The sequence below is a fragment of the Bradyrhizobium sp. genome (assembly GCF_049581145.1).
In the GTDB taxonomy this organism is placed as follows: Bacteria; Pseudomonadota; Alphaproteobacteria; order Rhizobiales; family Xanthobacteraceae; genus Bradyrhizobium.
Genome location: NZ_JBAURI010000109.1, coordinates 1 through 21,402 on the forward strand (window position 1 = coordinate 1; position 21,402 = coordinate 21,402).

At 61.7% G+C, this 21,402-nt stretch carries 17 protein-coding genes and 1 pseudogene; 10 read left to right on the plus strand and 8 right to left on the minus strand.

Going from position 1 to position 21,402, the window contains the following annotated elements; translation table 11 throughout:
• On the minus strand, window positions 1-2,559 hold a 2,559-nt coding region (locus WCB02_RS03490; protein WP_423956427.1), incomplete at its 3' end, for an aminotransferase class I/II-fold pyridoxal phosphate-dependent enzyme.
• Window positions 2,560-2,969: 410 nt separating this feature from the next.
• Here WCB02_RS03490 and urtA point away from each other — a divergent pair.
• Window positions 2,970-4,256, plus strand: coding sequence for an urea ABC transporter substrate-binding protein (gene urtA / locus WCB02_RS03495; RefSeq protein WP_423956430.1), 1,287 nt, complete (start codon window positions 2,970-2,972; stop codon window positions 4,254-4,256).
• Between the two features lie 368 nt (window positions 4,257-4,624).
• Here urtA and WCB02_RS03500 read toward each other — a convergent pair whose 3' ends face one another.
• From WCB02_RS03500 to WCB02_RS03515, 4 genes are all read right to left on the minus strand, one after another.
• A complete protein-coding gene (locus tag WCB02_RS03500) occupies window positions 4,625-5,794 on the minus strand; it encodes an MFS transporter (protein ID WP_423956432.1) in 1,170 nt (389 codons plus the stop codon).
• A gap of 501 nt (window positions 5,795-6,295) precedes the next feature.
• Window positions 6,296-8,671 (minus strand): xanthine dehydrogenase family protein molybdopterin-binding subunit, encoded by a 2,376-nt coding sequence (locus WCB02_RS03505; RefSeq protein WP_423956434.1) that lies wholly within the window; start codon window positions 8,669-8,671, stop codon window positions 6,296-6,298.
• Window positions 8,668-9,207, minus strand: a complete 540-nt coding sequence (locus tag WCB02_RS03510; RefSeq protein WP_423956436.1) for a (2Fe-2S)-binding protein — start codon at window positions 9,205-9,207, stop codon at window positions 8,668-8,670. Before WCB02_RS03510 ends, WCB02_RS03505 begins: the two co-directional genes overlap by 4 nt.
• The gene (locus tag WCB02_RS03515; protein ID WP_423956438.1) at window positions 9,204-10,091 is read right to left on the minus strand and encodes an FAD binding domain-containing protein; all 888 of its coding nucleotides are present in this window, start codon (window positions 10,089-10,091) and stop codon (window positions 9,204-9,206) included. Before WCB02_RS03515 ends, WCB02_RS03510 begins: the two co-directional genes overlap by 4 nt.
• 271 nt (window positions 10,092-10,362) lie before the next feature.
• Between WCB02_RS03515 and WCB02_RS03520 the strand changes: the two genes are divergently transcribed.
• Window positions 10,363-10,974, plus strand: a complete 612-nt coding sequence (locus tag WCB02_RS03520; RefSeq protein WP_423956459.1) for a TetR/AcrR family transcriptional regulator — start codon at window positions 10,363-10,365, stop codon at window positions 10,972-10,974.
• 99 nt (window positions 10,975-11,073) lie between these two features.
• Here WCB02_RS03520 and WCB02_RS03525 read toward each other — a convergent pair whose 3' ends face one another.
• The gene (locus WCB02_RS03525; protein ID WP_423956440.1) at window positions 11,074-11,493 is read right to left on the minus strand and encodes a VOC family protein; all 420 of its coding nucleotides are present in this window, start codon (window positions 11,491-11,493) and stop codon (window positions 11,074-11,076) included.
• Entirely contained in the window at window positions 11,490-12,503 is a 1,014-nt protein-coding gene (locus WCB02_RS03530; RefSeq protein ID WP_423956443.1) for an isopenicillin N synthase family dioxygenase, read from the minus strand. The genes WCB02_RS03525 and WCB02_RS03530 overlap by 4 nt, the downstream gene beginning before the upstream one ends.
• A 337-nt stretch (window positions 12,504-12,840) precedes the next feature.
• On the opposite strand from WCB02_RS03530, the gene WCB02_RS03535 reads away from it, so the two are divergent.
• On the plus strand, window positions 12,841-13,752 hold the full coding sequence (locus WCB02_RS03535; RefSeq protein ID WP_423956446.1) for an isocitrate lyase/PEP mutase family protein: 912 nt from the start codon (window positions 12,841-12,843) through the stop codon (window positions 13,750-13,752).
• A gap of 26 nt (window positions 13,753-13,778) precedes the next feature.
• Here WCB02_RS03535 and WCB02_RS03540 read toward each other — a convergent pair.
• Window positions 13,779-13,955: pseudogene (locus WCB02_RS03540) on the minus strand (xylulokinase); the annotation flags it as partial.
• A 504-nt stretch (window positions 13,956-14,459) separates the two neighbouring features.
• Here WCB02_RS03540 and WCB02_RS03545 point away from each other — a divergent pair.
• The 7 genes from WCB02_RS03545 to WCB02_RS03575 form a co-directional block, all read left to right on the plus strand.
• Window positions 14,460-14,651 (plus strand): hypothetical protein, encoded by a 192-nt coding sequence (locus tag WCB02_RS03545; RefSeq protein ID WP_423956447.1) that lies wholly within the window; start codon window positions 14,460-14,462, stop codon window positions 14,649-14,651.
• Between the two features lie 68 nt (window positions 14,652-14,719).
• A complete protein-coding gene (locus tag WCB02_RS03550) occupies window positions 14,720-15,172 on the plus strand; it encodes a hypothetical protein (protein ID WP_423956449.1) in 453 nt (150 codons plus the stop codon).
• 545 nt (window positions 15,173-15,717) lie between these two features.
• Entirely contained in the window at window positions 15,718-16,500 is a 783-nt protein-coding gene (locus tag WCB02_RS03555) for a lytic murein transglycosylase (protein ID WP_423956461.1), read from the plus strand.
• Window positions 16,501-16,912: 412 nt separating this feature from the next.
• A complete protein-coding gene (locus WCB02_RS03560) occupies window positions 16,913-18,265 on the plus strand; it encodes a hypothetical protein (protein WP_423956451.1) in 1,353 nt (450 codons plus the stop codon).
• 57 nt (window positions 18,266-18,322) lie between these two features.
• Window positions 18,323-19,519 carry a methionine adenosyltransferase gene (metK, locus tag WCB02_RS03565; RefSeq protein WP_423956453.1) on the plus strand — a complete coding sequence of 399 codons (1,197 nt, stop codon included), beginning with the start codon at window positions 18,323-18,325 and terminating at the stop codon, window positions 19,517-19,519.
• Window positions 19,520-19,704: 185 nt separating this feature from the next.
• Window positions 19,705-21,135, plus strand: coding sequence for an adenosylhomocysteinase (ahcY, locus tag WCB02_RS03570; protein ID WP_423956456.1), 1,431 nt, complete (start codon window positions 19,705-19,707; stop codon window positions 21,133-21,135).
• A 117-nt stretch (window positions 21,136-21,252) separates the two neighbouring features.
• On the plus strand, window positions 21,253-21,402 hold a 150-nt coding region (locus tag WCB02_RS03575), incomplete at its 3' end, for an NAD(P)-binding protein (RefSeq protein ID WP_423956462.1).

Genomic DNA, 21,402 nt, shown 5'->3' on the forward strand with positions numbered 1-21,402 from the left:
GTCCGGAATGTCCGCGAAGGGTGTACCGGCCATGATCGCCTGCTCGGGAAGCCCGGTGGCTGGCTCGTAGATAAAATAGCAGCCGCCGCAGATGAACATCTTGCGAGTGGATTGGCGGTGATGGATGGGTGGTCGCGCGACACTATCGGTCTTGAGAGGAGCCGGCGTTGCGACGGAATCGCCTACGCTGATCCGACCGCCCTCGCGTGTCGTCAGGTACACGCCGAGCTCCTTATGTCCGAAGGTGGCGCGTAACGAACCGGGAATGTCGAGATCGCGCCGCCCGGTTTCGGGATCGACATTGGTCGCGCCGCACCGGCCGTTACGCCGGTCGACGCGAAACAGTGCATCTCCGATCCTGATGTCGCTGCCGACCCAGTCGAATTCCTCCCAGGGTCTGGCGCCGTCAATGTAGAGATTGGCCCGAAAGCGTAGCGGATCGATCTTGATGCCCCATTGCGCCTCGAGGCTGCGCACTGTCGCGAGGTTGATCAGCGAAATCACCTCGTCCGGCTTGTCCATGAAATGGCCGTCCCGCGAGCGGACCAGGGTCGGCGCGCTGCGCAGCGAGGGCACGAGCTGCCAAACCAGTTCCTCGACCTTCGCGCGGTCCTGCTCGTCGGCGAGGTCGGCTGTCATGAGCTCGCGGTTGCCCTGGGTGACCGTCAGCTTCAGCGTGTCCACATCCAGCACGGTCTTGACCCGGGCCAATGCTTCTTCAAGCATCAGCATGACGAACAGGCCCTTCTTGCCCCATTTGGGCTTGTCAGTATCGAACGGCGCCCCCGGCCGGACCAGCGCGAAGATGCGGTCGTGCGGAAAGGGCTTCTTGGCCTGCAGCTCGACGCGCGACAATGGCTGAGCGCTCAATCCCTTGATCGGATAGCGATAGATATGTTTCAGGCTGGACATTTGCGCGGCGCCTTGTCGTCCGGTGAGGGCCTTGGAGGATGCACGACGCGGCGTGGATCGGCGTAGAGCCGGTGGCTGGCGATATCGTGGAGCCAGATACTGCTTTGAGGAGTTGCGGGCCATCGGCGAGGCAAATTGGTCCGAGAACAAGGCGGTCATATCGGTTGCCGGATCGTCGATGGCGTCATCGACCGCGTCTGAAAGCCGCGCGATGCCCTTTTCGATCTGCCTGGGAGACAGTGCCGCATAACCCAGGACGATGGCGCGGCTTGTCAGGGCGGTGCGTCTGCTGAAATTGACCCGCGCGGAGGGCAGGGCGTAGACGCCGATCCGCGCGCGGTGAGCGAGGGATTCGACCGTCGCGGCATCGGGAATTCCGGCCGGCAGATGCCAGAGGATATGCAGCCCGCCCGAATAGCCGTCGATTGCGACCTCGCCGAAATTGCGCTGCAATGCGGCAACCAGGCAGTCGCGGTTCTCCTTGTAGTGCGAGCGAACGCGCAGCAGGTGGGTGGCGTAGCTGCCGCCGTGCATGAAATCGGCGAGCGTCGCCTGCTCGAGCCACGAATTGCCGCCGTTGAGCAGAGATTTCTCGATGCAGACCGCTTCGGCAACGTGTTCGGGCACGACGATGTAGCCGAGGCGCAGTCCGGCGCCCAGGGATTTGGAAAAGGTTCCCGCGTAGATGGTGCAGTCGGGCGCCAGCGCGGCCAACGGCGGCAGATGCGATCCCTGGTAGCGGATGTCGCAATCATAGTCGTCCTCGATGATGTAGCAGCCGTATCGCCGCGCCCAGTCGATGATCGCGCGGCGGCGTTCTGCCGACAACGTCGTCCCGGTCGGATATTGATGCGAAGGCGTCGTATAGAGCAGCGCTGCTGTCCGCTGCGGCAGCTGTTCCGGGATCAATCCATCCTGGTCGACGGTGACGCTCGCGATCTCGGCGCCGGCAGCTTCGAACGCTGCGGGGGCGCCCTGATAGCAGGGATCCTCGATGACGCCGAGCAGGCCGCGCGCCAGGAACAACCGGGCGGCAAGCGTGAGGCCCTCCTGGATCCCGGACACGATCACGATGCGACTTGGATCGGCGACGATGCCGCGTGCGGCCGCCAGGTGATTGGCGATCGCGGTGCGCAGCGCCGGCAGCCCGGCAGGGTCGCCATATTGGGTCAGGCCTGCGCCGCCGCCATGCGACAGATTCCGCTGCAACAGCCGCCGCCAGGTTTTCAGCGGAAACAGCTCCGCGCTGGGGCGACCTGGAAAGAAGTCGTAGAGCAACCGGTTTCGGACGACGTGCGGCGATTCCTGTGTGCGTCGGTAACGGAGCGGCATCGGCATGCGCGTCCGCAACGCAGGATCGGGGAGTTCGGAATGCCGATGCACCGGCGCAGTGCTGCGCGGCAGCTGCTCGGCGACATAAATGCCGGAAGCGGGGCGCGATTCGACGATGCCTTCCATCAGCAACAGGTCATAGGCGCGAACAACGGTATTGCGCGAGATCGTCAGTTGCTCGGAGAGCTGTCGCGAGGACGGCAGACGCGTACCCGGTCCGATCCGCATGCAGCGGATCGCCTCGCGGATCTGGTCGACGATCTGGGTCGTCAGTGAGTCCTGACGGGACCGATCGAGCAGGACTGATATCAGCATCGGGCGCCGCGCCGGTTGGACGATCGAAGGAGCAAGGGTTGGGCCAGTTGAGGGTCCAGCGCCCCGATCTTGGCGGAAATCCCTGCATTGTCAGTTGATTTGTAGCGCCTTTCCGACTGGCCCCTTCGCTTTGCCGCCAACTGGACTCATGTCAATCGGCTCGTTGGCAGCAATGCCCAGAGGCCAAGCAGGTGCTGCCCGAAACGGTTCATTGCAGGCCATCTCCTGGCTATTTGCTGGGCAACTTGGCAAGTCGCGCGCCGGTGTCGGCGGCGGCTGATGGAGCCAATGCATTTTTCCCCGGCGGCTCTCATCGCCGTTCCCTGGGCCGTGCGAGCGTCATCGCACTGAATGAACGCAGCGGGAGCCGCATCGCGATGCTCCCGGCAACTGAACCCAAAGGAGGACCTATGAGCACCGCACGATCCCGCTGGCTGTCTGTCGCGGCCGCCGCTCTTGCGATCGTTGGCTCCGGCTTGAACAGCGCGCGCGCCGAAGACACGATCAAGATCGGAATCCTTCATTCGCTGTCGGGGACAATGGCGATAAGCGAAACGATCCTGAAAGACCTGATGCTGATGGAGGTCGCCGACATCAATGCCAAGGGCGGGCTGCTCGGCAAGAAGATCGAACCGGTGGTGGTCGATCCGGCGTCGAACTGGCCGCTGTTTGCCGAAAAGGCGCGCGAACTGCTGACGCGCGACAAGGTTGCCGCGGTGTTCGGCTGCTGGACCTCGGTCTCCCGCAAATCGGTGCTGCCGGTGTTCGAGGAATTGAACGGATTGCTGTTCTATCCGCTGGAGTATGAAGGCGAAGAATCCTCCTACAACATCTTCTATGGCAGCTCCGTACCCGACAACAAGGCGGTGCCGGCGGTTGAGTACCTCATGAGCAAGGACGGCGGCGAGGTGAAGCGGTTCGTGCTCGAAGGCACCGACTATGTCTATCCGCGCACCAGCAACAAGATCATTCGCGCGTTCCTCAAGACCAAGGGCGTGAAGGACGAGGACATCCTGGAGAACTACACGCCGTTTGGCTTCTCCGACTGGCAGACCGAGGTGGCTGCGATCAAGAAATTCGGCTCGGCCGGCAAGAAGACGGCGGTGATCTCGACCATCAACGGCGATGCCAACGTGCCGTTCTACAAGGAACTCGGCAACCAGGGCGTCAAGGCCACCGAGATTCCGGTGATGGCGTTCTCGGTCGGCGAGGAGGAGCTCGCGGGCCTCGACACCAAGCCCCTGATCGGTCATCTCGCGGCCTGGAGCTACTTCCAGTCGGTGAACACGCCGGAGAACAAGGCGTTCATCGCGAAGTGGCGCGCCTACACGGGCAACCCCAAGCGGGTCACCAACGATCCGATGGAGTCGGCCTACATCCTGTTCCATATGTGGGTGCAGGCGGTGCAGCAGGCCGGCACGACGGACGTGGATTCGGTTCGTCAGGCGATGATCGGACAGAAGGTCAAGTCACCGTCCGGTTTCGAGGTCGTGATGGGGAGCAACCACCATATGGCCAAGCCGGTCATGATCGGCGAGATCCAGTCCGACGGGCAGTTCAGCATTGTCTACAAGAGCAAGGCGCTGCCGCCGAGGGCATGGAGCCCCTATGTCGAGGCCAACAAGGGCAAGGTCGCCGATTGGTCATGGCCATGGGTATGCGGTGGCTGTACCTCGCCGCGCTTCGCAGCGAATTAACCCCGCCGCAATCCTGGGCTCGGCCGGTTACGACGACCGCGTCGGCGTAATCGGCCAACGGATCACCACAACAACGGCGGCCGCCGCCTCGCGCGAGCAATTCCGCGAGGTGGTGGCCAAAGCTATCGAGCGACACCTCGACCGGCATCACGGGAGAGCCGCCACTTTCCAGGAGTCCGCTCCACCCGGGCGCACGCTCATTCATTCGTGCCGATTCGACTCCTGACTGCGATCATCACTGCATCAAGATTCGCACGCACCTGGTCTGCGAGGGCCTCGGCATCGCCGCGGCTAATTGATAGGAATTACGAAGAGCCCGGCACGCCACATAAATCTTCCGCTCGCGATCGTGGAGGCTTCCTGAGCGGTCATTCCGCATCACTTCGTTGTAGCGCAATGTAGATCGTTGCCAATCGATCCATTGTCAGCATGATCCCGGCGGTCATCGTCATTCCACCACCGAGCAGACAGACGTCCGACCAACCGCCGAACGTCCAGGCCAGACCTCCCGCAAGGGCGCCAACCGCTCCGCCCGAGAACGTAGCGACCATGTAGACCGTGTTGAGACGGCCTCGGATGGCTTCGCCAATTCCAAAAATCCTGGTCTGGTTTGCCACCTGACCGCTTTGAAGCCCGAAGTCCAACAGATTGACCGCGAGGATCAAGCCGATGATTGAAGTCGCGCCCCAAGTTCCCGCAACCGCAAAGCTCGTGGCCGTTGCGCAAAGGCCGGCGGCGTTCACCGGCGCAGATCCGAAGCGGTCTGAAAATCGCCCGGCGACGGGTGCGATAAGTGCTCCTGGCGCGCCCCAAAGGCCGAAAAGTCCCACGGCTGCAGGCCCCAGCGCGAATGATGGTGCTTGCAGATGAAATGCCAGCATCGCCCAGAAGGCCGAAAATCCTCCAAAGACGCAGAAATTCATCCCCATTGATAGCAAGAGGGATCGATGACGCAGAAGCGAAGGCAGAGATCCGAGGAGGTCGCGATAGCGTGTCGGCGCTTTCCCGCTCGGCGCTTCTGGCAAGAATCGCGGCACGATAAAGAGCAGGATCGCCGACAGGATCGCGGCGAGGGCAAATGGCGTGCGCCATGTTCCGCTAAATCCTGCGGCGGCGCCCGAAACCGTGCGCGAGAGAAGAATGCCAAGCACGAGTCCAGTCGAAAGGGCGCCCAGGCTGCGGCCACGATGCTCCGGCGCGACCAAGGTCGGCGCCAATGGCATCGGGATTTGCGGAATCACCGTCACGGTGGCAAAACACACACTTGCAACCAGGAGAACCGGAACGTTTGGTGACAGCGCTGCCGCGGCGAGGCCGATCGTCGTCAGCGCCATCAGCCAGCGGACGAGCAGGGCGGGCTTTGCCATATCGGCAAGCGGAACGATCAGCAGAACACCAAGCGCATATCCGATCTGCGTCGCGACAGCGACAAGTGAGGCGGCTTTCTCGGCAATTCCGAATTGTTGCGCGATTTGCGCCAGCAGCGGCTGGCATAGATAAATATTCCCGACCATCACGCCACAGGCGATTGCCAGCACCGGAATTGTGCCAGCCCGCACGCCAGGCCGCGTTGGCAATCGACGCATTGTATCGCTTTCAGGTTTCGTCAGCCTGAGTCAGGCCGCTGCGCTTCAAAGCTGATTGCATGTTTGCGGCGATGTGCGAAGTGCCGGACCTGCATGGGCACGTGGGCAGCCCTGCAAGTATGGGCAATCCGAATAAGACCTCCGCGATTACAACGGAGGCGTTCGGCTTTGAGCGCGGCAGGATCGCCATGCGCAGTGCTGGAAGGACGGCGCGAAAGGTAATCAAGGCCAAACACCTGGCGTTTAACGGGATGACGGCCCGCAGCGCTGCGCTCCGGAAAGTTTGATCCGGTCAGCGGTACAGTGAAATTGTCGTGAGCGCTGCGCTGCGTCCTTATCGCCTCGGGACTGTTTGGGAAAGTGCGATCGGCTGTCACGAACAGGCCGTGGAGATGCGATCGATGGTGACATTCTTGGCGCCCCGCGATCCGCGCTCTTCGGAACCGGCAGAGCTCAGTAATACCGCAGCGCCCGCAGCACCCGCTGCGGGGTCATTGGGATTTGAGAAACGTCGGCTCCCAGCGGAGCGATCGCATCATTGACGGCATTTAACGCCGCGGCGGAGGCCGCCGCGGTGCCTGCCTCTCCGCAGCCTTTCGCGCCCAATTCGGTATCGCATGTCGGTGTCTCGACGTGCTGAATTGTGATATCGGGCATCTCATACGCCATTGGCACGAGGTAGTCCGCCAGCGAACCGTTCTCGAGCTGACCGTTGTCGTTATAGCGGCATTCCTCGAAAAATGCGGCTCCGAGTCCTTGAATGGCGCCGCCACGAACCTGCTCGTCGACCAGCATCGGATTGATGACGCGTCCGCAATCCTCGACGACCCAGAAGTTCAGGATCTTCGTAAATCCCGTCTCGACGTCGACCTCGACGTGGCATGCCTGTACCCCATTTGTGAAAGCAAATGGATAACCTTTGGGAGAGAAATGATGAGCGACCGTGAGTTGCGGATTGACGTCAGACGGAAGCGTATCGGATCGGAAATAACAGATGCGCGCGAGATCGGCTAACGAGATGCGAACGGCACCGCTCGTTGCATCGACGATCCGCGCATTTTGAATATCGAGGTCTTCAGACCGCGCCTGCAGAATCGAGGCTGCGATCGCAAGCACATTCTGTTTCAGCTTCTTCGCGGCCTGAAGCGCGGTTTCGCCGCCGATACCCGCGCCCCGACATGCCCAATTGGCGCCGCCATGTGGCGTCACGTCGGTATCGCCGGTGATGACCTTCACGCTCTCGCGTTCGACCCCGATGTGTTCCGCGACAATCTGGCCGATGATCGTTTCAGTACCCTGTCCGTGCTCTCCCACGCTGATCATGCACTGGACGTCGCCTGACGGAGTAATTTTGACGATGGCGCCATCTTGCGATGAAATCCGGGCGCCGCCGACGCCATAAAAAGCCGGTGACGGGTTTGTGATTTCGACAAACATCGCAATGCCGATGCCGCGATAAATTCCTTTGGAGCGCAGCGTAAGCTGCTCGTTGCGAAGCGACCGATAATCGATCAGCTCATGAAGCTGATCCAGGCAGGCCTCGTGTGAGAGGCGTTCAAACTTGTAACCTGTCGGACCCGTATAGGGGTACATGTCCTGCGTAACGATATTGCGGCGTCTTATTTCGAAGGGATCAAGGCCGACCTTTCGCGCAGCCCTGTCCACCAATGACTCCGTCACGAGGCACGCGATCGGATGACCGACCGCCCGGTATTGACTGGTTTGTACTTTATTCTGGAATACGACGCTGAGATCGGCCCGGTAGTCCCTGAATCGGTACGGGGCGCCCATCAGGCGCACCACCTGGTTTCCTTCGACGACGCTGGTGCGCGGGTAACTTGAAAAGGCGCCGATCGCGGTGACATCGTCTACCTTCATGCCAAGAATCTGTCCGCCGGCGTCGACCGCAATGCTGGCGTCGACCCGATGGTCCCGCGCATGAATGTCCGAGACAAATGACTCGATCCGATCGGCGACATACTTTACCGGGTGGTTCGTCAGCATGCTCAATCCGACGACCGCCATGTCTTCATGATAGACGTGGAGCTTCATTCCAAACGAGCCGCCGATGTCGGTTGCTATCACGCGAACGCGCGATTCGGGTATTCCATAGTGGCGGCTATAGAGGTCCTGAAACTGATACGGCGTCTGGGTTGCGTGGTAGACGGTCAGCTGGGCTTCGCTTGAATTATAGTCCGCAATAATGGCGCGAGGTTCCAGGGTCGCGGCTGTATGCCGGCCGAATCGGAAGGTGTCTTCGACCGTCAAGGCGCCTTGCGCAAAGGCCGCATCGACATCGCCGCTCTCCACCCTGAGACGGAACGATACGTTATCGTCGAACTCCGGATTTATGATCGGGGAATTCGTTTCGCGCGCGGCATCGATGTCGATAATCGGTTCGAGCTCGTTATATTCGACGGCGACGTGCTCGGCTGCATCTTCTGCCAGAGCTCTCGTTTCGGCAACGACCGCGACAACGGCCTGTCCTGCCCAGACGACTTTCCCGAGTGCCAATGGCAGCTGCGGGGATGATTTCATGCCACGAAAGTGGTCGAGCGTCCCAACCCAGGGCTGACACAGCTTTGCCAAATCCGGCCCGGTTGCGACGAGGCGGACGCCATCCATGGCCGCCGCGACGCTGGTGTCGATCGATACGATGTCCGCATGGGCATAGGGACTGCGAACGAAAGCTGCGTGAAGCATGCGCGGCAGCTTCATGTCCGTGATGTACCGGCCTTTTCCGGCAAGCAGGCGCTTTGCATTTGGCCGCGTGACCGAGCGGCCGATATAGCTGTTTGGACGATCAAGGCCGGTCATTGATCTGTTCATGAGGCAGCCTGGTCGTGCGGGGTGGCAGTCGTGTCGACGATCTGCAAACCGGTTTCGGCGCGCGCGGCCCGAGACTGCGCCACCCCTTGAATGGATTTGACGATCGCTTCATATCCCGTACAGCGGCAGTAGTTTCCGGACAAGCCGTCCCGAATCGAGTCCCGGGTCAGCGCAACGCCGCTGCTCAGCAATTCGTGGGCGGTGACCAGCATGCCGGCGGTGCAAAATCCACATTGCAACGCATTGCTGTTGTGAAACGCCTGCTGGATATCCGCTATGGCCTTGCTCTCGGTGAGGCCTTCAATGGTTTCGATCTTCTCGCCATCCGCCTGGACGGCAAACATCAGGCATGAATGGACGGCTCTCCCCGCCAGGAGAACCAGGCAGGCGCCGCACGCGCCCATCTCGCAGCCGAGATGTGTTCCGGTCAACTCCAGCTCTTCACGCAGAAAATCGGCCAGGGTCAGCCGTGGCTCGATGAACCGGCTTACGGTCTGGCCGTTGACGGTAACAACAACTGGAATTTTCTCGCTCACGCTGCATCTTCTCTTTGCTTGCCATCGGGATCGCCGAGCCGGATCAGCAGACGTCCCAGCAGGACACGCGCAAGATGCTTGCGCATGTCTGAACTCGTTTCAGCATCGTCCTCCGGGTCGAGATCTTCATCAAGCGCTGCCTGCGCGGCGCCAATGGTTTCTGCCGATAACGGTCCTCCCGCAATCGCCGCTTCGGCTTGCAGGGCCCGCACCGGCGTCGGTCCGACCGAAAAAAAGGCGATCCTTGCCGTCTCGACGCAATCGCGCTGAAATCTGGCTTGAACACCCGCTCCGACAATAGCGTAATCCCCGCGCCGGCGGGCAAGCTCGTCGAAAACGCAGCGATCGTTTTCGCCGAACAAAGGTATGAGGATTGCGGTGAGAATTTCTCCTGGGGCAAGGTCTGTCTCGAACAGTCCCTTGTAGTAGTCGATGGCTTTGACCCGACGTCGAATGCCATCGGCGTTGGCAATTTCGAGTTCGGCGTCGAGCGCAAGCGTCATGGCCGGGAATTCCGCCGAAGGATCCGCAAGGGCAATGGTCCCGCCGATCGTGCCCTTGTTCCTGATGGCGGGATGCGCGACAAAGGGGGCGGCGAGCTTTAGCAGCGGCGCGTGCCGGGCCACATCCGAAGACTCCAGGATTTCGAAGTGCCGAGTCAGCGCGCCGACCCGCAGGAAGCTGTCGGACACCGTGACCCCGTGCAGGTCCTTGATCCTCGAAATGTCGATAATGAGTTCCGGCGCTTGCAGTCGCAACGAGAGGGAAGGGACCAGGCTCTGTCCGCCGGCCAAATAACAACGATCGCCACTCACTTGCGAATATGCCTTCAAGGCACCTTCCAGCGTTTCGGCTCGAAAATATCTGAAAGGGCGGGCCTTCACTCGCTTCCTCCGAATCCAATCGAGTTTTTGTTACCACTTGGTCTCAAATGATTTTGGGTCCGGATCGGCGCCCTGTCAACGAAAATAACCAATTGGTCTCTTTTGCATCCCGATGCGATTGGCTAATCTGCACGCGAATGATTCTGCACTGCAGCAAGATTTCAGAGTACGGATGCGCAAAAAGCCGGCCGTTGCAAAAAAGGCTCGTGTTGCAGGGCGGCAACTCAAGCACGCTGAACGAACCCGCAGCCGAACGCCTGGCCGCAAGAACATGCGCGCCCCGGAGCGCGAAAGACTTATCCTGGAATCTGCAATTCGATTTTTTGCGGAAAACGGTTTCGAAGGGCAGACGCGGGAACTCGCCAAACGCATTGGCATCACGCATTCCGCCATCTATCGGCACTTCCCCAGCAAGGAAGCCTTGATCGAGCGCGTCTATGAGCATGTCTATCTGGGCGGCTGGCAGAAACACTGGGCGGCGATGATCCGAGACAGATCGTCCCCGCTGGAGTCACGGCTGACCCGCTTCTATTGCGAGTACGCGGATCAAATATTCAGGTTTGAATGGGTGCGCATCTTCATTTTTTCCGGCTTGAAGTCGTTCGACATCAATCGGCGATATCTCGCGATGGTGATGGGAACGATCGGCGAGCCCGCCATGATCGAAGCCAGGCACGAGTTCGGCGTGACCTCCGACTCGCCCATCACGGGGCGGGAGCGCGAACTGTTCTGGGGACTGCACGGCCGGATCTTCTATATTGCGATTCGCAAATTCGTTTATGGTGCAGAGGTTCCGGAAGGAGCAGATCGCCGAACGGCGATTGCCGACGGCGTTCGCCAGTTCGTGGCAGGCGCGCGGCAGATCTTGACGGCATCGTCATAAGTCCATCGCGGCAAGATCCGGTCGACATCGTTGCGAGTTCGCGAGGCGGTTCGAAGACGTGATATTTGCCGCCCGCGCGGGTTATTCCAACATATCGGATTATTCCAACCTATGATTGATGCGGAAGACATTCTGCTCCGGATCAAGCAAGACGGCCTGGTACCAGTTGTAGTAGGTCTTGTAGGGCGGTTTCATCAATTGGGCGCCGAGCGAGACGGCCTTCGGTATCAATCGATCAACCTCGGCTACGCTGGCGACGTCGATGTTGAGCAGAAACTTGGCGCCGCTGACCTGTGAGAACGCGTCCAGGTTCAACAAGCCATACGCATCCTGCGCGTTGAAGCCAATGCTGCTTTGCCCGGTATCCAGGCCCCGGAAAATGGGTGAGCGGATCTTTTCGATCTCAGTGAAGCCGAACACATCCATGTAGAATCGGCTCAAGGCGATGATATCCCGCGCGAAGACATTGACGTAGGATAACACCGCCTTGTTCGGGGGCTCGTTGATGGAGGCCGTCATGCCGACTTCCTGGCGCCTTCGCCGAAGGTCGTCTGTTTGACGAACTTGCTGGTCAGATGATCGCCGGATGAGACCGGATCGTATTTCGCGGGATTGTTCGGCCCTTTGCAGCTTTCCAGGCACTCAACCATCGCGTCGTAGTTCGGTTGATGAAAGAACACGAGAGAAAGACGAGCGCTGTCGCCGGCCTTGTCGCGCGGCGGATTTGCGACCCTGTGCAGCGTGGATGACCAGAGATCGTTGGTCCATTGCATCATCAGGTCGCCGATATTGACGACGAATGCTCCGGCCACGGCCGGTACATCAACCCACTCGCCGACCTTGTTATAAACCTGCAAACCACCCGGCCGATCCTCGATGCGCACGATGGTCAGGCTGCCGTAGTCCGAATGAGCACCGGCGCGCAATTGACCTGGAAGCGGCGGCTCAATTTGGCTGGGATATTTCAGTGCGCGGAACATGCTGATATGGCGGTCGATCTTGTCGTCGAAATAGGTTTCCGGCAGATCGAGGCCAAGCGCGAAGATGCGCATCATGGTCTTTGAAAGGTCGGACATGGCCTCGAAATATTCCTTCCAGGACTGCTCAAAGTCTGGAATTTGGCGTGCCCACAGATTGGGCGCAAAATGGGGTCCAGCGGCGGGGCCCGTGAAATAGGGGTCATCCGGCACGGACACCGGGCCGATCGAGAATGATTCTTTGAGATCGCCCGGGGACTTTTCGCCGAGGCTGTAGGACAGCCCTTCATCACCGACCGCGCTATAGCCGCGGACCTGATCGTCCTTCGGTCGCTTGAGGGCCATTTTGGCCGATGCCGGCAAGTCGAAAAAAGCCCGCGAGCTTGTATCGACCCGATCGACCAGTGCAGAAGGGATGCCGTGTCCGGTAATGACGAGAAATCCGATATCGCGGCAAGCTTGCGCCACAGCCTTGGCGACCTCTCGCCGGCCTTCGTCGGAACCGTTGCGGTAAGGCGTGATATCGATGATCGGTATGTTCAACAGAGTCATAAGGCCGTTCCAATGTTGGTGGCGTTGCACGAGCCGCATTTCGAGTTTCATTCACACTTCAAGCATTTTCCGTGCCATGACGCAGCTGTTGCCGATCGGATTAGCGGGTGTGCCCGTCGTACGCGCCGAATGCCGGTCCGTCGTTGCCGCCGCGCCGCCAGCCGGACCATCCGCTGCACCCGACGCACCGTTCTCGATGATGGCGGTCGACTGTTGACAATGCCGGGAGGGCCGATACCGTGCTGCGAAAGAAGGGCGCGGTGCACGCCAGTCTGTCGGCTTCGGGTTCACATCCCGATCGCTTGCACATCTAACGGGTTCACATCCGAATCGCGTCGTGCGGAAGTTCGCTGGCTTCGACGGAATCAACGCCATGTTCACGACGTCGACCACGACATCGCAGCTGAAGAAGCTGCTGGCGCGCCGTGCGGCGGTGACGGTGCCGGGCGCGGCCAATGCGATGTTCGCGCGGGTGATCGAAGACATCGGATTTGAGGCGGTCTATGTCACCGGTGCCGGTGTCGCCAATATGCAGCTTGGCGCACCCGATATCGGGCTGACGACGATAACGGAGGTGGCTTCCACCGTTGCCGCCATCGCGGATGCGGTGTCGCTGCCGATCATCGTCGATGCCGACACCGGCTTCGGCAATGCCGTGAACATGGTGCGGACGGTGCGCGCGCTGGAGCGCGCGGGCGCCGCCGGCATTCAGATCGAAGACCAGGTCTTCCCGAAGAAGTGCGGTCATTTCGACGGCAAGGACGTCATCTCGCGCGCGGAGATGGTGCAGAAGATCAAGGCCGCCGTCGATGCAAGGCAGGACCAGGACCTGCAGATCATCGCGCGCACCGACGCGCGCGCGGTCGAAGGTTTCGAGCGCGCGATCGAGCGGGCGCGGGCCTATGTCGAGGCCGGCGCGGATGCGACCTTCCTGGAGGCGCCGGTCAGCGTCGATGAACTGGCACGGATCCCGCAAGAGCTCGTCGTGCCGCAAATCGCCAACATCGTGTTCGGCGGCAAGACGCCGGATCCCGGCCGCGCGCGGCTGGCCGAGCTCGGATTCTCGATCGTGCTTTACGCCAACGCCGCGCTTCAGGCGGCGCTGAAGGCTTCCTACGAGGTACTGGGCGCGCTCAAGACGGAAGGTTCGCTGCAGTCGGTCGCGCATCGGCTGGCCTCGTTCGACGAGCGCCAGCGCACGGTCGCGAAAGATGAATGGGATGCGCGTGAAGCGCGCTATCGCGTGTGAGGCGCGTGTCGTGGGCTCTCCGGCGACACTAGGTTGTTTGCCATGCTCCAGCGCCGCGCGAAGCCGGGCGAAAGAACCGCGCTGGGCTCGTTGCCCTCGACCAGTCGGGGCATGTGTCGGAGATCGAGCCCTGTCGCCGCCAGCACTGTCGCGGGCCAAGCGCGCCGACCGACATCCAGCCACAGCGTTCCGGCCGCATCCGACGACGAGGCCGGCACGATCGTGGCCACGGCGTCACGTGGCCTGACACTGTATGCTCGACGGAACCCGCCGATTGGGGGCAAGGCCTGCAGCATCCCGGTGGAGGCCGCTGCGGCTGATCTTGAAGCCGTGGCTGCTCTCCGACATGATGGCACTCTATCCCGATTGAAAAGCAGAGACGTGGCTCGCCATGGTATCGATCGTATCGCGGCTTGCGGAGGTCTTGGGCACAGTCCAGCGGCCCGGCGATTTCCATGCGTCCGACGCTGTCGAAATTCCGGCATTGCGGTTGGAGGTCGAAGGCTTCGTCGTCGTCGCGCTGCCGCTGCTGCCGGACCCGGCCAAGCAGCTGATTGCATCGCCTGTCGCGATCACCTGCGGGCCCGCGTCGCGGAGCCTCTGGAGGCGCCCAGAGACTGGAGCCGCGCCAATGTCTTGCCTGTGATTGCCCGCATTGTCGCGAGCTCGGGCGTTTTCTCGCCGATCCCGAGCGCAGGACATGGACCTTGAAGGCTGCCGAAGCCGCCCGCCGTCATGTCCAGGAGACGATCCGCAATGCGCGATGCGACGTAGACGCGGTGACCGAACGTCGCGGCAGCCCCCTTGGCCTCGTCTGCACCAAGAACCAGGCCAGCTACAATCGCCGAATGAAGCAACGCCAACAGGACCTTGAAAATCTGGCAGTGTTCGACGGATAATGGCTGAAACATTCGGCGCGCACCGCATGTAAGCGGGTGTGCCTCTCGCACCGGGATTTTTGGCGGCGATGAATCCGAAGAACCGTCAGGCGCTTGCAGATCGCGTGACCAGGGCCGCGGAGGCGGCGCTGGCCGCCAAGGGCTTCGCCAGTTCGATCGACGTGCTGCTCGGAATCGGATGGCTGGACGCCGGCAAGCTGGAGCAATGGCGGCGCGGTCAGGTCGATTTCCTCGAACGCGTCGTCCAGACCAACCTTTCGCGTATATCGGAAGCGATGAAGCTGTTTCGATCCTGGGCGGCTCAAAAAGGCTTGTCAGCGAGCCAGACGAGTTATGTCGCACGCAACCCGCGGCGGCAGACACTGCGTTTCAGCCGCAGCGGTAACCCGACCATCGAGGCCCTGTACCGGACCCATTGGGTCTCCCCGAAGCTATCCGAGCGGAAACGCCAGCGTCTGGCCGGCCAGCCGTGCCCCGGAACTGGTGGTGGTCCAGCCATTGAACCGGGAATGGACATGTGATCGATGCGGCAAGACCGGTCACCTCTTGATCATGGAAGATCCCGGGCCGGCATACCTGGACTGCGTCGGTCTCGGTGACCTCGTGTTCCTGCCCGCAGGCGATGCGCTAAAATCGCGGCGCGCCAAGGCGAAAAGCACGAGATGCGCTGTTGTCGTGCGCTTCAGCCGAACCCGCCGCCGTTACGAACGACAGGTCTGTTGGTTGAACTTTCGGCCTTGGCGGATGCGGGGGGCGTCTCGCCGACGGGGGCATTCCCGGGCGACCATTGACGCAGGCGGTGAGTCTGTTGCGCCGGCAAGGACAGCAGCAGCGAGGCGGCAGGTCGCTCGCCACTTGATACAAAAATGGCTTGCGCTATGGAACTGCGGTGTCGCGCGCCAATTGGCTGGATGGTTCTTGGCGCGCCCCCGGTCGGCTACGCCGCAGCACAGGTCGACGTAGTCGACGATCGGGAAAGGTCGGCGTAGCGGACTGCGAAAAAGTCGGCAAGCTCGACGAATGAAAGGGAGTTACGATGACGAGGTTCGGACGATTGATCGCGGCCATGTTCGCGGCGGTTGCGGTCGTGGCGTCGAGTGTTGGACAGGCCGATGCCGCGCAGTGCGGCAGCGGACCGGCCGGATTCGAGGCGTGGAAACGCGAGTTCGCCGAGGAGGCGAGGGCCAAGGGGATCGGCGCCACCGCCGTCGGCGCGCTGATGCAGGCGAACTATGCGAGCGCGACCATCGCTGCCGACCGCGGTCAGCGTAGCTTTGGCCTGTCGCTCGACCAATTCCTGGCCAAGCGCGGAGCCTCGACCATCGTCGCCCGTGGACGTTCGCTGAAGCGGTCGCAGGCGGCGCTGTTCGCATCGATCGAGCAGCGCTACGGCGTCCCGCCGGGGCCTTTGATCGCGATCTGGGGCATGGAGACGGGTTTTGGCAGCCAGCGCGGCAATCAGAACATGTTGTCCTCGATTGCCACGCTGGCCTATGACTGTCGCCGCCCGGAATTCTTCACCGATCAGCTCTATGCGGCGCTGAAGCTGATCGACCGCGGCGCGCTTTCGGCAGGCACCCGCGGCTCCATGCATGGCGAGATCGGCCAGACCCAGTTCATGCCCAAGAACGTCCTGGAATACGGCACCGGCAATCTCGACATCGCCGCCAACGCGCTCAGTTCGACAGCGAACTTCTTCAAGGCCCATGGTTGGCGCGCTGGCGCCGGCTACCAGCCGGGCGAACCGAACTTCGCCGTCATCGAGGCCTGGAACGCCGCCCAAGTCTATCAGACAGCCATCGCGCTGATGGGCCGCCAGATCGACGGCGGCGATGTAGGGGAGCGCTGATCTCGCAACCCGCGCGTGACCAGAACGCTCAAGGGCTGCACACGCGTATTTTGAAAGGATCGGATCAGCCAGTCGGACCCGGATTTCACCAGGACATGGGTCTGAAACGACTTCTTGCGTCTGCGGCCCGCGGTGTGAACCAGTGCGACGGAGCACGAGAGCAGTTCGAGACTCTCGACCTCGGCCGACAGGCTGGCGCCTTTGAGGACGCGACGAACCAGCGCGGTATGCAGCCTGGCGTTCTCGGCCCGACCCTGCGCCCTCTATGCTCGAGGGTGATCGTCCCAAGCCTGGCTCGGGCGCGCCACGAGGGCGAGTCGCTGCCGGAAAATGCCTGTCCCCGGTTGGGCGGATGATGGTAGGACACTCTTACGACCCGGAGCTGCCCACTTTCGTCCCAATCCCACCGCGCATGAAGAACGACCAGATTCTGAGTGAGATCACCGAGTTCTGCCGGCAGGCGGACATGGCGGAATCGACCTTCGGCCGGCGCGCGGTCAATGACGGCAAGCTGGTGCATCGGCTGCGCGAGGGCAAGCGCATCACCATCGATACGCTGGATCGCATCCAGGCCTATATCGCGTCCTCGACCGGTACCCTGCCGCCGCCGCGCGGGCTGAAAGTGCCGCCGGAGAAGCGCGATCCCCGCGGCAATTTTCGCTTTTTCGAAAACCGCCAGAAATACCTGCTGTTTGTCCACACCTGCAGCGAAAAGCGGGTGATTGCCGAGAGGGTCGGGCTGGAGCTCTCCGGCATCCACCCCAGGCCGCCGGCGCTGCGGGTGTTCGACGCCGGGGTCGGCGACGGCACGGTGCTGGCCCGGGTGCTGCGGCTGATGCACGGCCGCTTTCCGCACATGCCGTTCTATATTGCCGGCAAGGAGCTGAGTCTCGAGGACGTCCGCCTGACCCTCGAGAAGGTGCCGGACCGGCTGTTCGAACATCCAGCCACGGTTTTTGTCCTGACCAACATGTACTACGCCGAGGCGCCCTGGCTGACCCCCAAATCGCCTGCGGCCGCCGCCGGCATGATCTGGCATGAAGTGGCGCTGCAGGGGGGCTCTTCGGGGGATTTCGAGGCCCAGATCGCCGAACTGCGTCCGTTTCTGGAGGAGAACTGGCGCGCCAGCGTCAGCCCGCGCTCGGGCATGCCGGTCTATGAACGGCCGGTCGCGATCGTGCTCTATCGCGAGGATCACCGGTTTTTGCTCGATTCGACCATCCCACGGGCCGGCCGGACCGAGGCCAATTTCGACCTGATCATCGCGTCCCAGCCCTATCGGGCCAAATCCTCAGTGAATTTCCGCGCCAAACGCATCATTGCGCCGCTGGCGCGGGCGTTGCGGGCCGGCGGCCGTTTGATCGGAATCCACTCCCATGGGCAGGATCCGGGCCTGGAAATCATCCAGACGGTTTGGCCCGGAGAAAATCCTTTCTCGGTCAGCCGTCATGAGCTATTGCGCGCGGTGAAATACGAGCTCGGCTCGGCCGGGCGGGAACTCAATTTTAACGCCTACGCCGATAACCGCTCGATCTTTCGATATGATATGGAAGCCCTGCCCAACGAGGTCACGGGGGTGATTGGGACCTCAACAGCCTTTGCAGCTTGGAACGCGGCGGTGTATGTCGCCCAGATCGAGGACGACCGGTTGACGGATATGGCTCACAGCGGCCGCACCCTCGATGCCGCCAGGGATGTTTTGCGTAAGCATAACGGACTTTGGTTCTACGACGAATCCTACGTCATCTCGCGCCGGCGGGACTGACACTCAGGGCAAATTTCGAACGACCGCCGACATCGGGCGGCAACAGGGGTCAGCTTGATGCGCGCGTCTCATCTCTTCACCAGCGAGTCGGTTTCCGAAGGCCATCCGGACAAGGTCTGTGACCGCATCTCCGACGAGATTGTCGATCTGTTCTTTCGCGAGGGCCCGAAGGCGGGGATCGATCCGTGGGCGATCCGTACCGCCTGCGAGACGCTCGCCACCACCAACAAGGTGGTAATTGCCGGCGAAACCCGCGGGCCGAAATCGGTCACCAACGAGCAGATCGAAAGCGTCGTGCGCGAAGCGATCAAGGACATCGGCTACGAGCAGGACGGTTTCCACTGGAACACCTGCGACATCGAGATCCTGCTGCATCCGCAGTCGGCCGATATCGCCCAGGGCGTCGACGCGCACCAGCCAGGCACCAACAAGGAAGAGGGCGCGGGCGACCAGGGCATCATGTTCGGCTATGCCTGCAACGAGACGCCCGATTTGATGCCGGCGCCGATCTTCTATGCCCACAAGATCCTGCGACTGATTTCCGAGGCGCGCCACTCCGGCCGCGAGAAGGTGCTCGGGCCCGACTCCAAGAGCCAGGTCACCGTGCACTACGAGAACGGCAAACCGGTCGGCGTCCGCGAAATCGTCGTCTCGCATCAGCACCTGGTCGAGGACATGAGCTCCAACCAGGTCCGCGAGCGCGTCGAGCCCTATGTGCGCGAGGCGCTGCCCAGGGAATGGATCAACGGCAAGACCATCTGGCACATCAACCCGACCGGCAAATTCTACATCGGCGGCCCCGATGGCGATACCGGGCTGACCGGCCGCAAGATCATCGTCGACACCTATGGCGGGGCCGCGCCGCATGGCGGCGGCGCGTTCTCGGGCAAGGACCCGACCAAGGTCGACCGCTCCGCGGCCTACGCCGCGCGCTATCTCGCCAAGAACATCGTGGCCGCAGGCCTTGCCGACCGTTGCACGCTGCAGCTCGCTTATGCGATCGGCGTGGCGCGGCCGCTGTCGATCTATATCGACACCCACGGCACCGGAAAGGTGAACGAGGACAAGCTCGAGCAGGCGGTCGCCGAAGCGATGGATCTGACCCCGCGCGGCATCCGCAAGCATCTCGACCTCAATCGCCCGATCTACGCGCGCACCTCGTCCTACGGCCATTTTGGCCGTACGCCGGACAATGAAGGCGGTTTCTCCTGGGAGAAGACCGACCTCGCCGAACAGCTCAAGCGCGCGGTGTGATCGGTTGAGGACGCGGTAACCTGTGTAAGTCGTCATGGCCGGCCTCGTGCCGGCCATCCACGTCTTTTTACCTATGTTGCGCCCAAACGTGGAGGCCTGGGACCAGCCCGGGCATGCCGAGAAGCGAATTTCAGTCTGGTTTCGAAAGCGAAACGTCATTCAGGCGAAGACCAAGGGAAAATCATATGACCGCTGCTGCAAAAAGGCCCGCCTTCACCGACTACCTCGTCAAGGACATCTCGCTCGCCGAGTTCGGCCGCAAGGAAATCTCGCTCGCCGAGACCGAGATGCCCGGGCTGATGGCGACCCGGGAGGAGTATGGCCCCAAGCAGCCGCTGAAGGGCGCCCGCATCGCGGGCTCGCTGCACATGACGATCCAGACCGCGGTCCTGATCGAGACCCTGGCCGCCCTCGGCGCCGACGTCCGCTGGGTCTCCTGCAACATCTATTCGACGCAGGATCATGCGGCGGCGGCGATCGCGGCCGCAGGCATCCCGGTGTTCGCGGTGAAGGGCGAGACCCTCACCGAATATTGGGACTACACCGCAAGGCTGTTCGACTGGCATGGCGGCGGCACGCCCAACATGATCCTCGATGACGGCGGCGACGCCACCATGCTGGTGCATCACGGCCTGCGCGCCGAGAACGGCGACGTCCAGTTTCTCGACAAGCCCGGTTCGGAGGAAGAAGAGGTGTTCTTCGCCTTGATCAAGCGGCTGCTCAAGGAAAAGCCGAAGGGCTGGTTTGCCGAGATTGCCAAGAACATCAGGGGCGTCTCGGAAGAGACCACGACCGGCGTGCACCGGCTCTACGAGACGGAAAAGACCGGCAAGCTCTTGTTCCCGGCGATCAACGTCAACGACAGCGTGACCAAATCGAAATTCGACAACCTCTATGGCTGCCGCGAGTCGCTGGTCGACGGCATCCGCCGCGGCACCGACGTGATGATGTCGGGCAAGGTCGCGATGGTCGCGGGCTTCGGCGACGTCGGCAAGGGCTCGGCCGCCTCGCTGCGCCAGGCCGGCTGCCGCGTCATGGTCTCCGAGATCGATCCGATCTGCGCGCTGCAGGCGGCGATGGAAGGCTACGAGGTCGTCACCATGGAGGATGCCGCGCCGCGCGCCGACATCTTCGTCACCGCGACCGGCAACAAGGACATCATCACCATCGAGCACATGCGCGCGATGAAGGACCGCGCCATCGTCTGCAACATCGGCCATTTCGACAACGAGATCCAGATCGCAGGCTTGAAGAACCTGAAGTGGAACAACATCAAGCCGCAGGTCGACGAGATCGAATTCCCCGACAAGCACCGCATCATCCTGCTGTCGGAAGGCCGGCTGGTGAACCTCGGCAACGCCATGGGCCATCCGTCCTTCGTGATGTCGGCTTCGTTTACCAACCAGACGCTGGCGCAGATCGAGCTCTGGGCCAACAACAAGGACGGCAAATACGAGAAGAAGGTCTACGTGCTGCCGAAGTCGCTGGACGAGAAGGTGGCGCGGCTGCACCTTGCCAAGATCGGCGTGAAGCTCACCACGCTGCGCAAGGATCAGGCCGACTATATCGGCGTGAAGCCGGAAGGTCCGTTCAAGTCGGATCACTATCGGTATTGAGATTTGAGTCTTTCATTCCGCAGGTCGGAATGACCGCGACATTAAAGGCCCCGGAACACTCCGGGGCCTTTTCGTTTGCCGTTGATTTTCGCATTCGTTTGCGCGCTAATCGGGCGCATGGAAACGACCCAGCGGCCTGAACATTTCGATGTGCTGATCGTCGGTGCCGGCCTTTCCGGCATCGGCGCGGGTTATCATCTTCAGCAGAAGTGCCCGAACAAGCGCTTCATTATTCTTGAAGGGCGCGACTGCATCGGCGGCACCTGG

Coding starts and splice junctions, on each gene's coding strand:
- urtA (WP_423956430.1), top strand. CDS start 2,970: ATGAGCACCGCACGATCCCGCTGGCTGTCTGTCGCGGCCGCCGCTCTT.
- WCB02_RS03505 (WP_423956434.1), bottom strand. CDS start 8,671: ATGAACAGATCAATGACCGGCCTTGATCGTCCAAACAGCTATATCGGC.
- WCB02_RS03520 (WP_423956459.1), top strand. CDS start 10,363: ATGCGCGCCCCGGAGCGCGAAAGACTTATCCTGGAATCTGCAATTCGA.
- WCB02_RS03525 (WP_423956440.1), bottom strand. CDS start 11,493: ATGACGGCCTCCATCAACGAGCCCCCGAACAAGGCGGTGTTATCCTAC.
- WCB02_RS03530 (WP_423956443.1), bottom strand. CDS start 12,503: ATGACTCTGTTGAACATACCGATCATCGATATCACGCCTTACCGCAAC.
- WCB02_RS03550 (WP_423956449.1), top strand. CDS start 14,720: ATGAATCCGAAGAACCGTCAGGCGCTTGCAGATCGCGTGACCAGGGCC.
- WCB02_RS03555 (WP_423956461.1), top strand. CDS start 15,718: ATGTTCGCGGCGGTTGCGGTCGTGGCGTCGAGTGTTGGACAGGCCGAT.
- WCB02_RS03560 (WP_423956451.1), top strand. CDS start 16,913: ATGAAGAACGACCAGATTCTGAGTGAGATCACCGAGTTCTGCCGGCAG.
- metK (WP_423956453.1), top strand. CDS start 18,323: ATGCGCGCGTCTCATCTCTTCACCAGCGAGTCGGTTTCCGAAGGCCAT.
- ahcY (WP_423956456.1), top strand. CDS start 19,705: ATGACCGCTGCTGCAAAAAGGCCCGCCTTCACCGACTACCTCGTCAAG.